General features: G+C 40.5%; 11 protein-coding genes and 1 pseudogene. 2 read left to right on the top strand and 10 right to left on the bottom strand.

From position 1 onward, the window contains the following. Both AC25JC_RS11670 and AC25JC_RS11665 read right to left on the bottom strand, forming a co-directional pair. The coding region (locus tag AC25JC_RS11670; RefSeq protein WP_486924081.1) for a LysM peptidoglycan-binding domain-containing protein at positions 1-780 on the bottom strand (780 nt) is incomplete at its 3' end. Positions 781-800: 20 nt separating this feature from the next. Beyond that, positions 801-4,057 (bottom strand): annotated as a pseudogene (locus AC25JC_RS11665) (type VI secretion system Vgr family protein). A gap of 231 nt (positions 4,058-4,288) precedes the next feature. On the opposite strand from AC25JC_RS11665, the gene AC25JC_RS11660 reads away from it, so the two are divergent. Beyond that, the gene (locus AC25JC_RS11660) at positions 4,289-5,443 is read left to right on the top strand and encodes a methionine aminotransferase (protein ID WP_180116344.1); all 1,155 of its coding nucleotides are present in this window, start codon (positions 4,289-4,291) and stop codon (positions 5,441-5,443) included. A 147-nt stretch (positions 5,444-5,590) separates the two neighbouring features. Beyond that, positions 5,591-6,958 carry an MATE family efflux transporter gene (locus tag AC25JC_RS11655; RefSeq protein WP_180116343.1) on the top strand — a complete coding sequence of 456 codons (1,368 nt, stop codon included), beginning with the start codon at positions 5,591-5,593 and terminating at the stop codon, positions 6,956-6,958. Positions 6,959-6,976: 18 nt separating this feature from the next. Here the strand turns inward: AC25JC_RS11655 and AC25JC_RS11650 are convergent, their stop codons facing one another. The 8 genes from AC25JC_RS11650 to AC25JC_RS11615 all read right to left on the bottom strand — a co-directional run bounded on the left by AC25JC_RS11650 (position 6,977) and on the right by AC25JC_RS11615 (position 14,177). Further along, entirely contained in the window at positions 6,977-7,783 is an 807-nt protein-coding gene (locus tag AC25JC_RS11650) for an ABC transporter ATP-binding protein (RefSeq protein WP_180116342.1), read from the bottom strand. Between the two features lie 312 nt (positions 7,784-8,095). Beyond that, on the bottom strand, positions 8,096-8,908 hold the full coding sequence (locus AC25JC_RS11645; RefSeq protein ID WP_180116341.1) for an ABC transporter ATP-binding protein: 813 nt from the start codon (positions 8,906-8,908) through the stop codon (positions 8,096-8,098). A gap of 19 nt (positions 8,909-8,927) precedes the next feature. Continuing rightward, positions 8,928-9,689 (bottom strand): ABC transporter permease, encoded by a 762-nt coding sequence (locus tag AC25JC_RS11640; RefSeq protein WP_486924080.1) that lies wholly within the window; start codon positions 9,687-9,689, stop codon positions 8,928-8,930. Between the two features lie 10 nt (positions 9,690-9,699). Continuing rightward, positions 9,700-10,548: an ABC transporter permease gene (locus AC25JC_RS11635; protein WP_180116339.1), complete on the bottom strand. Its 849-nt coding sequence runs from the start codon at positions 10,546-10,548 to the stop codon at positions 9,700-9,702. A gap of 27 nt (positions 10,549-10,575) precedes the next feature. Then, on the bottom strand, positions 10,576-11,640 hold the full coding sequence (locus AC25JC_RS11630) for an ABC transporter substrate-binding protein (RefSeq protein WP_180116338.1): 1,065 nt from the start codon (positions 11,638-11,640) through the stop codon (positions 10,576-10,578). 29 nt (positions 11,641-11,669) lie between these two features. Next, positions 11,670-13,136 (bottom strand): hypothetical protein, encoded by a 1,467-nt coding sequence (locus tag AC25JC_RS11625; RefSeq protein WP_180116337.1) that lies wholly within the window; start codon positions 13,134-13,136, stop codon positions 11,670-11,672. A gap of 13 nt (positions 13,137-13,149) precedes the next feature. Beyond that, positions 13,150-13,365 (bottom strand): TOBE domain-containing protein, encoded by a 216-nt coding sequence (locus tag AC25JC_RS11620; protein ID WP_180116336.1) that lies wholly within the window; start codon positions 13,363-13,365, stop codon positions 13,150-13,152. Between the two features lie 110 nt (positions 13,366-13,475). After that, on the bottom strand, positions 13,476-14,177 hold the full coding sequence (locus tag AC25JC_RS11615; RefSeq protein WP_180116335.1) for a Crp/Fnr family transcriptional regulator: 702 nt from the start codon (positions 14,175-14,177) through the stop codon (positions 13,476-13,478). Positions 14,178-14,277 lie beyond the last annotated feature (100 nt).

The following is a 14,277-nucleotide window of genomic DNA, read 5'->3' as shown; positions in this document are numbered from 1 at the left end:
CGAAGGTGTCGAAGGTGTCGAAGGTGTCGAAGGTGTCGAAGGTGTCGAAGGTGTCGAAGGTGTCGAAGGTGTCGAAGGTGTCGAAGGTGTCGAAGGTGTCGAAGGTGTATCATGGTTCAACTTTAAAATTTGACCAACATATATCTGATTTATATTAGCTATATTATTTAAATTTTTTAATTCACCTATTGATAGGCCTGTTTTAACAGCTATTCCACTTAAAGTATCCCCTCTTTTAACTTCATAAACATATGAATTTAATGAAATTTCATTATTTTTAGTGATAGATTTTTCATTTTTCTCACCAGTAGCCTTATAATTTGGATGAACTTGTATTTTTTGACCTTTATATATTTTATTTGCATCTTTAATTTTATTTAAACCACATAATAATGCAACAGTTGTATTATACTTTTTTGCTATATCAAATAATTTATCATTTTCTTTAACAGTATATGTAAATGGTTGTGATTTCCCTTCTTGTTTGTTACTTTCAATTTTTTTTAATTTTTTTATTAATACTTTTGGACTTCTGAAAATTTTCAAATCACCAACTTTATAAACACAATATAAGCCAACATATTTATATTCACCATTTGTCTTTTTTACAGAAACTCTTAATATATAACCTAAGTTTCTACTAATTATGACTGTCTTTCCATCCTTACCACTCATTCCAGCAGCAATTACTTTATTTTTTAAATCTTCAACCTTATATTCTAAATTAGATATAGGATTGAATAATAAGTCTAAAAATTGAAACTCTACATTGCCTTTCATAAAAATACTTTCCTGATTTTTTATATATCTTTTTCTTCTACATAGTCAAAATTTAAATCATCTTCACTAAGCCATTCAGGTGTTTCATAACCAACTAAAATATCAAATTCTTTTTGTTCATCTGAAAAATGATCTTGTGTTTGACCATCATCATCAAGATTTCCAGTTACATATGTATTTGTTTTACTATCTAAATATTGATATTCAATTTTTTGAAAATTTTCGCCAATAAATAAATTATATAAATCTAATTTATTACTATAGACACCATTACCAGGCAGCTTAGGCAATTGTGCATTTACAGTCGCTCCCCCCACAAAACTATGCTGCCCCGCCTTACTCTCAAACTTGCCGCCTGTCGTGGTAAATATTCCGCTGCCATTAATTTTCAGTTGCGAGCCCCCTGCGGTCAGCACGATTTCTTTAGGACTGGTAATTTCAATTTTATCTTCCGTTGAAATGAGTTTAATCACCTTTCGTGCAATTGCTTCAATAGCATCATCTTGGGCTTGTAATTCAACTTTCCCTTTTGCGGCATAAGCACTCAGGCCCTTTTGAGCCGCAAACAGACTGATTTTGTCTTGTGCATGACCGACAATATTCTTTTGAGCACTGAAATTAATCGAACCTTGCGCACTTTCTGCAATATCCTGCGATGCTTGTAAAACAATATCTTCCGGTGTAGTGAGTGCAATACCATTGGGTGATGCAAGCAACATCAACGCTTGGCGGAATAATTTGCCTTGTTCTTGTTTTGCCGCTGTATTGGATTTTTCTAAACCTTGCGCATAGCCTTCCATAAAGCCTTGTACTTTTTCTAATGCTTTTATGGGTGTCATCGCTGGTGGCAAACCAAAACCACCATTATTCAACAAATCATCGGGGTTAAATTTGATGTCTTCGATCAATTTACCCACATCTTTTAATACTTTTAATGGATCTTCTTTTAGGTTACTTTTCAGACTTGCAACCCGCCCTTGAATCACATCCTTACCATTTTCTTCAATATGATCTATGACAGACTTTAAGTTATCAAAGGCATCTTCGGCATCATTAAAAAATGCTTTAAATTCTTTTACTGTACTTTTGACATCATGTGCGATTGAGCCCATTTCTTTGACAAAACTTTTGCAGTTTTTTAACGCTGCCAATGGGTCTCGACTTAAATCCTCTTTGAACAAATTTAAAGTCGCTTTGACACCTTCGGCAGTACTTTTGATTTCTAAAGAGTTTATTAACTTCGGCAAACGATTAATCACATTTAATGCATCGGTCTGCTGCTTTACGGCTACGCCGCTCAGCATATTCATGCTCTGATGCCCTTGATTTAAAAGAGACTGAGCTTCAGCAGCAGCAAGATGATCGGCAACTGCTTTATCCTGCGCATAGGTACTAATAAGTAAACCTTTACCTGCACGCATTGCCCCCACGCATCCGTTCGCAGCTCAAACCCCTCACCACGGCCATGGCTACTGTCTTGCTCTTTAGGATGGCTGAGATTACCTAAATTCAGCTGTGTCGCTGCATGACTACTCTGTAATTGGGTACTGATCTGCCCCGTCGTGTCATCAAAGCGCAGTTGGTTAAAGCCTGCTCCCGCAACTTCTTGCGAGCGAATACCACTGAGTTTTTTGGTTTCAGGAAGCTGACCTTTGAGGTCAAACATGGTCTGAGATCGTTCAGCTTCATGTATTCGTCCTACTACAAAGGGACGATCCACATCACCCTCAAAAAAGTCGATGACCACGATCTCACCAATACGAGGATGGAAACGTGCCCCATAACCTTCACCCGCCCATGGAGTCAGTACATCGACCCAAGCCGAGTCACTGTCATTATCATTACTCCCTGCTCCACCATCATGACTGTGGTCGTCACTGCGGGTGAACGTAAACCGAACTTTGATACGCCCCCAAGCATCGACATAAATACTTTCACCTTCTGGACCGACCACTTTAGCCCGCTGTGGAAACGCAGGTGGCCGGTGTAATAAAGGATCATATTCAGGCACCACGGAAATTTGCCGACGGACCACATATAGGTCATTGGCCTGCCGTTCATCCCCTAAAGATAGCCAACGGCTCGCGGCAAGTAACTTCTCTAATTGAACCAAAATATCTTTGGGTAAATTATTCTGGTTATAAAATGCTTTGCCCAATATGAGAAATTCACGATCTGTCGTTTGATGTTGATCGATTTCAGGATGATTTTCTAATTCAAACCAATACCCAACTTGTGCATCCCTTACGCTACTGCTGGCGGTAAAATATTTGGCTTGTAATTCCTGATATTGATTGAGTTGCCGATTCAACTGATCCAATTGCTGTGTATTTGAAGTGGTCGCCTGATCTGCACCTTTAAGGTCAGTTGTCCAAGCCGAACTTACGGTCCAAGCCTGCTCTAAACTTAAGGTTTCATTGTGCTGTTGCTCACTCTGTGCATGGGCACTTAAGAGCGGATTACTTTGGTCTTGTGCCAATTGTTGAGCTTGCCAACGCTGCGTCTGAATCATAGTCGATTGTAAAAATCGTTCTGCCACAAAACTGGTAATCGTGTCCAAACGTTCCGTGGCATGACTCCGATGAAAGCGAATTTTTTTCCGCTCTAAAGCACTATAAGACTGATTCGTATCAATTAAACGCAGCTGCTGTGCTTGCATCGGTGCAGCCGAAAATGCGACAAATAACTCCGCTTCATCAATTAACCAATTGATCCCTTCACTGCGCCAAAGGCGAGTTAAAAATGCATAATCACTTTCATTCGCCTGCATGGTGAATGGACGTACATCATAAGTACGTGCCAGCCCCTCTAAGTTCAGACTTAAACTGGCAGCAAATAGCGCACTTTTTTTCTGCCATTCACTAAAAATAATCTCGGTCATCTCCCGTACCGATTTGTTCATAAAGACACGGCTATTACGACGCTTATGCCAGAGTGCTGTCGCATCCTCAATCACCAGTTTATAAACGGTCAGTGCACCATCACTTTGACCTTGGCTAGCCCCAGTAATCACACCAGTCAGGCGACTGAGTTGTCCCAAATCTGTCACTTGATCGACAGCCACTCGGCCACCGATAAACTGCTTTAAAGCCAGATGAACATTGGTCGAGAGACAAATAATCTCTGCACGAAAGCCTTGATTAATACGGTGTTGACCTTCAATCCGTTGAATAAAAACTTCAGAATTTAGATGTTCATTTGAGAAATGAATGTGTAGCGCACGTTTCTGTACGCTAAAGCCAAAGTTTTCCACCATGGCGTGAATATTTTTAAGCATTGTTATTATGTATTTAATTTTTTTTAATGACGGCATTTTAGGAAATGTTTATTTTTTCGTCTACCCTATTTTGCAAATAATTTGTTGAATTCTTCTTTTTGGCTTTTACATCACTTTAGGATTCAAGTGAATAGGAATGTCAATAGTGGATCATTTTTACCGATCTAATTTTTCGCAGCCGCTGAGATGCTGCTACACTCAAAATGCAACCTATTAAAAATTTTAAGCTCCATGATCACAATTGAATCCAAACTGCCTGCACAAGGTGTGACTATTTTTAGCGTCATGAGCGCAATGGCGCAGCGTCTAAATGCACTGAATTTATCTCAAGGTTTTCCTGATTTTCCTGCACCTCCAGCGCTGTTAAATGCGCTAAGTGATGCGACGCAACAAGGTTTTAACCAATATGCACCCGGCGATGGACTGATACATTTGCGTGAACAATTGGTCCAACTGTTTGCCCATCGAGACCAATTAAATATTGACCCTCACACCGAAGTGACCATTACCCCGGGTGCAACCATTGGTATTTTTAGTGCCATTCAAGCCGTGGTTCATGCGGGTGACGAAGTGATTATTTTTGATCCGAGCTATGACAGTTATGCGCCCAGTGTAAAATTGGTTGGGGCTCATCCCATTCACATTGCCTTAGAGACGCCCCATTTTACTGTGGATTGGAATCGTGTTGCCGCTGCAATTAACCATAAAACCCGGATGATTATTGTCAATACACCGCATAATCCAACAGGTGCTATTTGGGATCGTGAGGACTGGCTCAACTTGATCGAACTGATTCGAGATAAAAATATTATTGTGCTGTCGGATGAGGTCTATGAGCATTTAATTTTTGATGGTCGTCAGCATCTATCTGCTTTGTCATTTCCTGAGCTGCGTGAACGTAGTTTTGTCGTGGGTTCATTTGGTAAAACTTTTCATGTCACAGGGTGGAAAACTGGTTATTGCATTGCAGCGCCAGCCTTGATGCAAGTGTTTCGCCAAATCTATCAATTTGCAAATTTCTGCGGTGTTACGCCCATACAAATGGCATTGGCTAACTTTATGGCAGAACATCCTGAGCACATTGCTGAATTGGCACATTTTTACCAAGCTAAACGTGACCGTTTCAATGCGGGCTTAAGCCACTCTAGATTTGAGTTGATTCCATCGGCAGGTACCTATTTCCAAAACCTTGATTACAGTGCCATACGCCCAGATTTAAGCGATGTGGAAATGTGTCAGTTGTTGGCAGAACAACATAAAATCGTGGCGATTCCTGTCTCAGTGTTCTATCAAAAACCGCCGGAAAATTTACGCTTATTACGTTTCTGTTTTGCCAAACAAGATGCCACCTTAGATCGAGCTGCAGAGATTCTCTCCGCAATTTAAAGCAGTATCTGCCCAAACGTTTTTTAAAAGAGACATGTAGAAATAATGAAGCCTTGGTTACTCAAAAACTAAGGCTTTTTTGAATGCAAACATGATAGTGTTATCAGTAACTTAAAATCATAAAAAAGCCGCGTCTAGGACCTGAGCATGTCAAAACAACAGTCCCTCGTTACTCAGCAAAATTTATGGAAAACGTTTTTAGTTTTTCTGGTGCCTTTGATCGCCACCAATATTTTGCAGAATTTATCTGGGACCATTAACACCGTTTTTGTCGGTCAGATGCTTGGGGTGCATGCCATTGCAGCGGTTGCGGTATTTTTCCCGATCTTGTTCTGTTTAATGGCTTTTGTGATTGGACTCTCGGCAGGCGCAACCGTGTTGGTAGGTCAAGCTTGGGGCACACAAAACCTTGAAAAAGTTCGTACTGTGGTGGGTTCCACCCTGTTTATGACCTTGATTGGTGGCAGCATTATTGCCTTTTTAGGGGTTATATTTGCCAAGCCCATTTTATTGGCCTTAGGCACAGCCCCAGACGTGATGCATTTATCTTTGCCTTATGTGCAATGGATGCTTGCCGGTAGCCCACTGCTCTTTATTTATATTATTTATACCTCGATTTTGCGTGGGGTCGGTGACAGTACAACACCGCTGATTGCATCGGGTATGACCATTGGTTCAGGGCTGATCATTACACCAATACTGATTGCAGGAAAATTTGGATTTCCAAGTTTAGGTATTATTGCCCCTGCCATTGCCAGTCATATCGGCTTTTTAATTGCTTTGGTATTTTTATATTTCTATTTAAAAAAGAAAGATCACCCGCTCAAACTCGACTTCGAGTTGATTCGTCATATTCGCCATCAACATGACCTCAGCAAAATTATCTTAAAACTAGGCATTCCTACGGGTATTCAGATGGTCACGACCTCTGTGGCCGGTCTCGTGATTGTCGGTTTAGTGAACCGCCATGGGGCTGATGCCACTGCTGCATATGGCGCGGTCAATCAGGTTTTGAACTATATCCAATTCCCCGCCTTGTCCATCGCGATTGCGGCTTCTATTTTTGCCGCGCAAGCCATCGGTTCGGGTCAATTTGAATTAATTAATCGCGTGAAACGTACGGCCATCGGGATGAATTTCATAATTACTGGTATCTTGGTGGCATTGGGCTATTTATTCTCTAAACATTTAATGGCGCTGTTTATTACAGATCCTGAAGTTGTGATTCTCGGTCAAGAATTGCTGTTCATTGTGCTTTGGTCGATTTTATTTTTTGGTGCCAGTGCTATTTTTGCTTCCATTATGCGGGCTAGCGGAACGGTGACCGTGCCGATGATTATTAATATTATGGCCATTATTTGCATTGAAGTGCCGTGTGCCTACCTATTCAGTGAATGGTGGGGCTTAAAAGGTATTTGGTATGCCTATGCTTTGGCTTTTGTCAGTCTTTGCATCATGCAGGGGCTGTACTATCAGTTTATCTGGAAGAAAAAAGCGATTCGTGTACTAATTTAGTCATCCAAAGAGATGTCCTTACCAACTAAACTGCCCTGTCGCATGAAGCAACTGCTTGGGATGAAGGGCATTCAGTTCAGTTAAGATCTGTTTCTTTAACTGCTGTAAGCGAGAGTCGCTTCGTTTACGGGGTGCATGAAATGGTAAGCTCAATATACGTTTTACCCGTCCCGGATTTTCTTGCATGACCACCACAGAGGTACTCAGCAGTAAGGCTTCTGCCACATCATGGGTCACCAAAATCACCGTCATTTTTCGGCTTTGCCAAATTCGCTGCAGTTCGTCTTGTAAATGTTGACGCATTAAGGCATCAAGACAGGCAAATGGTTCATCTAAAAGTAAAATTTCAGGTTGATTGACCAAACTTTTGGCAATCGCGACTTTGAGGTTCATCCCTGCGGAAAGCTGCGATGGATAAGCATCTTTAAATGCGGTCAAATCAAGCAGTTCAAGCTGATCTTGAATACGCTGATTTTCTTCTTCTTTGCTTAAAAACGTCTGATGTAATGCCATACGGATATTTTCTGTGACACTCAGCCATGAAAACAAGCGATGATCTTGGTACACAATACTGAGACCTTGTGCATTTTCGAGATGCTGTTGTCCACCAATCAAAATCTGTCCTTTGTGGTGTTTTTCTAAGCCCATCAGTAAGCGTAGTAAAGTGGATTTGCCACAGCCTGGATTGCCAATGACACTGACAAAGTCACCGCTATGGATATCAAGGTTAATATCTTCGAGTACCAGTACATGTTGATTCTGTTCAGTGCGGTAACTTTTATGTAATTGTTGAATGGAGATTCTACATTCAGGTTGCTCCGTCATTTTAAAAGTCCTCTTGTTGAAGCTTAAATGGGTCTTATGGAAGATTGAAGCAGAAGCCTTTCAATTCCATCTTCATCGTCACTTATGAAGAAGTGAGTCTTTAGACTATAAAGGACTTTTATGCACGGATTTATCTTGATTTTTCATTAGGTTATTCGATTGAATTTGATGATTTATCTATGTTTAATAAGTCTTTATTTTTCAAATAATTCCAAAAGAAATACAATCAATAGACTGTACTTCCTTCACCAAATCACAACAAAGCTCCATATATAAAAAAACCCGCTTTCGCGGGCATTGTGGGCGTGGGCATTACCAAGCCAATTTGTATTGTTCTAGCTCATGCGGTACCGTCTCTACATGCTCTTGGAAATCACGCAAAATATCATTTTTAATGGCTGCCAAACGATAATCTTCGCGTTTACGTGGTCGTGCCAAATCCACATCAACAATGCGTTTAATCCGTCCCGGATGCGGTTGCATCACCACCACACGATCACCTAAAAGCACCGCTTCTTCCACATCATGTGTGACTAAAATAGAAGTGATTTTTTCAGACTGCCAGATACGCTGTAACTCTTGTTGCAAGTTCGCACGCGTTAAAGCATCCAAAGCACCAAACGGCTCATCAAGCAATAAGATTTGTGGTCGGTTGACTAAGCTTCGTGCAATCGCTACACGTTGACTCATACCACCCGAAAGTTGACTTGGATAAGCATGTTTAAACTGGCTGAGTTGTACCAATTCAAGGTGATAATCAATCAGTTCTTGCTTTTCGGCTTTGCTTAAGCCTGATTTTTCCAGTGCCAATGCTACATTTTGTTCCACATTCAACCATGGAAATAAGCGGTGATCTTGGAACACAATCCCACGGTCTAAACTGGTGCCTTGAATCGGTTGACCATCAATTAAAATTTTGCCTTGAAAAGCTGCATCTAAACCTACCAGTAAGCGAAGCAGTGTCGATTTACCACAACCACTGTTGCCCACAATACTAATGAATTCGCCCGGCTGAATATTCAGATTAATCTGATCTAAAACTTGCAGCTCTGCGCCATCTTTCGGGAAGAATTTGTCGAGTTGCTGAATTTCGACATGTCCCTTAACATTTACCTGTTGATTCATTTTCTTTTCTCACATCTTGTTATTTCTGCACGGACTGACGCCAGCGTAGGTTATAGTTCTCAAAAAATTGTGCGGCTTTGGAAAATAACAATCCAACAATCGCAATAATCGCCATACCGTACAGCACCACTTCCATCTGGAACAGGTTCTGACCATCCATAATTGGATTGACCACACCCACGGCAGATACAAAGAAATATTCCGCACCGACTGTTGCTACCCATGAAAATACTAAAGCGATATTGAGTCCTGCAAAAATGCTCGGTGCTGCCGCTGGTAGGATCACTTTAAAAAAGGTGCGTATTGGACTCAGCTGAAAAATTTGTGCGACTTCTTTAATTTTTACAGGGACATTTTTCACACCATCATAGGTGTTAAAGAACACGGGATAGAACACCACCAAACCAATAAAAATCACTTTAGATACTCCACCATGTCCAAACCACATGATCATGAGCGGAATCCAAGCAAAAACAGCGACATGCTTGATGGCATTTAAAGTCGGTGAGAACACGCGATCAAGCCAAATATTAAGCCCCAGCAACAACCCGAATGCTGCACCAATCAGACCACCTGCAATAAAACCTGCAGTATTACGAAGCAGACTGGCGATGATATTTTCAGTGACTTCACCCGCCTGCCAACTCTCTAAAAATGCTTGCCATACCGCTTGTGGTGCAGCCAATAACGCAGGATCGACCCATTGTTTGGCGGTCACTAATGTCCAAACTGCCAACAGCACCAAAGGAATGACCCAGCCACGATAATCGAATTTTTTCATATGATCTGCCCTACCTTGCCTGATCCCAACCGGAAAATTGTCTTTGTAAAATGCGAATGGCAAAGTCAAATGCAAATCCCACAAGACCAATCACCACGACTGTTGCCATGACCACATCGAGTTGGAAGATTTGACGCCCATAGACCATCACATAACCAATCCCTTCACTCGAAGCCAACAGTTCTACAGCAACCAATGCTCCCCATGAACTGGCCAGTGACAAACGTAAGCCACCAATAAAGCTCATAAATGCGCCCGGTAACACCACGTTTTTAAACTTCGACCAAGTCCCCAATTGATAGACCTCAGCCACTTCGGTCAATTGCTGAGGGATATTACGCACACCTTTAAAGACATTAATGGTCATTGGAACCAAAGCCGCTTTGGCAATCAGAATAATTTTTAAAGCTTCATCAATACCCACCAACAGCACCAAGAGTGGAATCCAGCCCACTACGGGCACCAGGTTAATCACTTTAAAGGTTGGCCAAATATAAGCCTCTGCAGTACGCGACAAGCCCATGGTCAATCCCAATGCCAACGCAATCAAAATCCCAGCACTAAAGCCATATCCAATACGGCTTAAGCTGACGCTCAGATTGCTCCAAAGCTCACCCGATTGATACAGATCTTTTAAGGCAACTCCGACCAACTCGGGTGCAGGGAGCAATAATGGATTGACCCAACTTTTTTCGACAGCCATATGCCAGACATACAGCAAAAAGGTTGGGAAGATCAGACCGATCCCCCAGATCAATATTTTTTGCTGTTTTAGCCATTGGAGCAAAACTTGTCGCTTTGAAATGGTCTTAGGGTGTTCAACTGCGTTGGGGGCATCAAGTTCGATTTCATGTAACATCACAATACCTCCTTTTAACGGTCAAAATTACTGACCGTTCGCATTCAGCGGTTTCCAGAAGTTTTGTAAGTTTTGGCTCTTTAATGCATTGTTGAGGTACTTCGGTTCAATCCATTGATCAACATCGATATTGCCACGAATTAATTTTAGCTCTTGGCCTGCTTTCAGTTTTTGTTTGATTAAATTGACGTTATACGCATCAAAAATTGGTGCACTATGACGTTTTAGATCAACACCTTCATTGGCACGAACAAAAACGTTATAAGACAATCCCGATTTCGACCATTGTTTAAATAAGGCTTCACGATTGGCTGAATTTGCTTCCCAAGCAGCTTGTTTGACTAAGACATTGACAACACGCTGTACAGTTTCTGGATATTTTTGCTCAAATTTTGAATTAACTAAAATATAACCTGAGCTTTGATATTGAGCAGGTTCTTTCTTCGAACTGTAGATCAGTTTCGCAATACCACGATCAATCACAGGGAAAATCGACTGGTTAGTAAACAGCGCATCTAAGTCACCACTTGCCAATGCTGAATAGCCCACTGGACCATCGACATTGACAAAGCGGAAATCTTTTTCGGTAAAACCATATTTTTTAATAATTTGGTTGAGTGCTAAATGCACACTGGTACCACGGAAGAAACCAATGCGCTTGCCTTTTAAATCTGCCCAGCTTTTTGCAGATGAACCGGGTGGCACGACCAAATAAGTATTGTCATGTGTCCCCCCGACCAAAATCAGTTTGGTATCTAAACGGCTGGCTTTGCCAATCAATGCAGGCAAATCACCCAACCATGTAATATCGACCAAACCATTGGCATAGGACTCATTAATGGCAGGACCTGCTCCTTTAAAGTTATTCCACTGAATTTTAATACCATCTTTTTGGAATTCTTTTTCGAGCAAACCTAAAGTTTGAGTCGTTGCATAATAACTACCATAGCCTACTGGACGATTTCCACTTCCAACCAAGGGAGAAGCCAAACGAATCACTGTCGGTTTTGCTTCAGCATATACCTGTACTGCGGGTAAAAGAGTTGCTGTAGAGAGAAGGCCAGCAAATACCACTTTTGACCATTTAAACATGGGAAGAATCCTCAAAAATCTTGTAAACATTAGAAGCCGTACTGAAACTGTGCGACCAATTCGTTGTAGCTCTTGTTAGTAATGTCGTTATTGACGTGGTTTAGGTTGATCTGAAACTTCGTGGTTTCAGCAAAAAAGGCGTTTAAACCCAAGGTATGGATATCAATGGTTTGATTGGCACGACTTGTATCGCGGTCAATCGAGTCATAGCGATAAAAGGTTTGATAAGACTTCGGCCACCAATCGTCATAACGTCCTTGATTACGGAAGCCTTTGACAAACTGCTCACCAAAGTTCCAGAATAAGGTGCCTGTATGTGACTCACTCTCACGCTTATAGGTCGGAGCAGCTGCACTGACATAAGTCTCATCTTCGCCTTGGACATATTCATAGGTGACACCAAAAGGATGGTGGTTATAGTAGATATCGAAACCTTTACGTAGGATATCGCCCTTACCGGCAAAGGCTGCATTGGCACCGCTTAAGTCAAATAGGTTGCTCTTACCTTGATACCAAGACACGCCAAAACTCAGCTCACGTAACCAAGAGTTATATTCCGCAGGTAAGGTATAGCGCAGACGGCCGATGAAGTTTTTGTCATCGTTATCATCAGATTTGTTTGCGCCATTGCCATTAACTAGACCAAAGGCATAACTAATCATTGGCGAACGGTAGTTATAGCCATAATCCACGGTTGGGAAGGCATCACCACGCACAATCAGACCGACTTCACGCAGTGCCAAACCATAGCCATAGCCTGGTAAGCTAAAGAGTGCATTGTTAATTGTTGGCTTCAAGTCTTCTGTGGCTTGGACTTCCTGACCAAATGGCAATAATTGCTGACCTAAGGTCACGCTTAAGCGTCCTTTATCCGCACTTAAGGTTGGTAACACTTGATAAGTCAATTGTGCATCAAGCAAGTTTAGATAACTGTTATTGGTTCCTGTTTGTGGTGAAGTACCAAAACGTAAGTTAAAGTCGAGGTTTTTGCCTTGCTCATAATCTTTATACAAATTACCAATGAAACCAATTTGCACCGCCCCTAAGTCAAAGGATGAATGACGATCATTGACTGCTGCACCGATATTATTGCCGACTGGCGCACTGCGCTGTGCTTCATCTATATAAGACGCTTTGGCTTGCACTACACCATTGATCAGCAACTGACGGGTAGATAACGCAGTTTTGGTTTCACGATCACGTTGTACTTGATATTTATAGTTTTCTAAATCGCTTTGCAGACCTTGTAACTCGGTACGGGTTACAAAGCTTTGATCATCTGCATTTTCACTTTCATCTAGGTTTTGTTCATCTGTCACAGCAGCCGTGTCTTGTTGTTGAAGTTGACTTAACTGTGTTTTCAGTTGTTTTAATGATTGTTCTAATTGGCTGACTTGCTGCTGTAATTGTGTGACATCTGTATTGGCATGCGTCAGTGCAATGCTTGCAGTGAGTAGGCTAAGTACAGCAGTTCCCTGTTTAAAATATCGCTTCATGGAATGTACACACCTACAGTTTCGCAAGTGACACATCGGTCGATTTGATTAATACGATGACTTGACTACCAATTTGCAAATCCAGCTCTTCTACAGAACGTGTGGTAATGACTGAAGTAAACACTCCAGATGCGGTCACCACATCTACTTCTGAAACAACATCTCCCTTTACAATTTCTTGAATTGTGCCTTTTAATTGATTACGTACATTAATAGATTGAATCGTCATTTTTAATTCCTCTTGTTTTGCTTGGATTAAATATGACCGATTTTTAATATACGCAAAAATAATATAAATAGATTTTAATATCTTATTTTATCAAATCTAAAAATATTATTTTAAATCCACTTAATCTGATAATTTAAGTACTCTTTGTTTTTAATAAAAATATTTTCATATTGCCAAATAAGGACATTATTCGCGACCAATTGCTTTATTTCTTTATTGATGGTTTGGCGTGATGCTGACAATAAATCTGCTAAGTCATGCTGGGAAATTTTTAAGCTAATTTCAGTGCCAAGAGGATGCTGAACACCGTATTGCAACGATAAATCATGCAAGACTTTACAGACTTTTTGATGTAAGTTCGCGACTTGTAAAAACTTAACCTGCTGGATGAGGTACTGCATTCTCAGACTTAAAATCTGTAATGCATCTTGCTTTAAGTCATTGTTATGCTGTATTTCTTCGGCAAAAATATGCTGTGGGATTTGTAAAACTTTAACTTGGTTAAATGCATAATAATCATAGTCGACCACTTGTGCATTGAGACAAGGCAATAAATTAATCAGATGCTTTTCTGAATAATAATTAAAGGCGTGAAAACGCCCCGATGGACTTAAATATCCAATTTGGATAATTCCATCAAGCAGAATATATAATGCCGATCGACAATTTTCTTTATTTAAAATTAAATCGCCTTTTTGATATTTTCGAACAATTGCATGTTTTAAAATATATTGAACTTTCTCATCAGAGACATTTTTAAATATATTTTTTAATATGTGATAATTCACATTATTAAAATCCTGAAATTTCATAAACTGATCCACCTAAATATTTAAAAATGTATATTAGATGGATCATGTTTTACTGACGAATCATTTATTCTTAATTCATTAGCACTTTATATGTATAGTT

The sequence above is a fragment of the Acinetobacter sp. P37 genome, from assembly GCF_057480965.1.
Note: the sequence above shows the minus strand (reverse complement) of the source record. Positions and strands in the feature narration are given on the sequence as shown.

Coding starts and splice junctions, on each gene's coding strand:
- AC25JC_RS11660 (WP_180116344.1), top strand. CDS start 4,289: ATGATCACAATTGAATCCAAACTGCCTGCACAAGGTGTGACTATTTTT.
- AC25JC_RS11655 (WP_180116343.1), top strand. CDS start 5,591: ATGTCAAAACAACAGTCCCTCGTTACTCAGCAAAATTTATGGAAAACG.
- AC25JC_RS11650 (WP_180116342.1), bottom strand. CDS start 7,783: ATGACGGAGCAACCTGAATGTAGAATCTCCATTCAACAATTACATAAA.
- AC25JC_RS11645 (WP_180116341.1), bottom strand. CDS start 8,908: ATGAATCAACAGGTAAATGTTAAGGGACATGTCGAAATTCAGCAACTC.
- AC25JC_RS11640 (WP_486924080.1), bottom strand. CDS start 9,689: ATGAAAAAATTCGATTATCGTGGCTGGGTCATTCCTTTGGTGCTGTTG.
- AC25JC_RS11635 (WP_180116339.1), bottom strand. CDS start 10,548: ATGTTACATGAAATCGAACTTGATGCCCCCAACGCAGTTGAACACCCT.
- AC25JC_RS11630 (WP_180116338.1), bottom strand. CDS start 11,640: ATGTTTAAATGGTCAAAAGTGGTATTTGCTGGCCTTCTCTCTACAGCA.
- AC25JC_RS11625 (WP_180116337.1), bottom strand. CDS start 13,136: ATGAAGCGATATTTTAAACAGGGAACTGCTGTACTTAGCCTACTCACT.
- AC25JC_RS11620 (WP_180116336.1), bottom strand. CDS start 13,365: ATGACGATTCAATCTATTAATGTACGTAATCAATTAAAAGGCACAATT.
- AC25JC_RS11615 (WP_180116335.1), bottom strand. CDS start 14,177: ATGAAATTTCAGGATTTTAATAATGTGAATTATCACATATTAAAAAAT.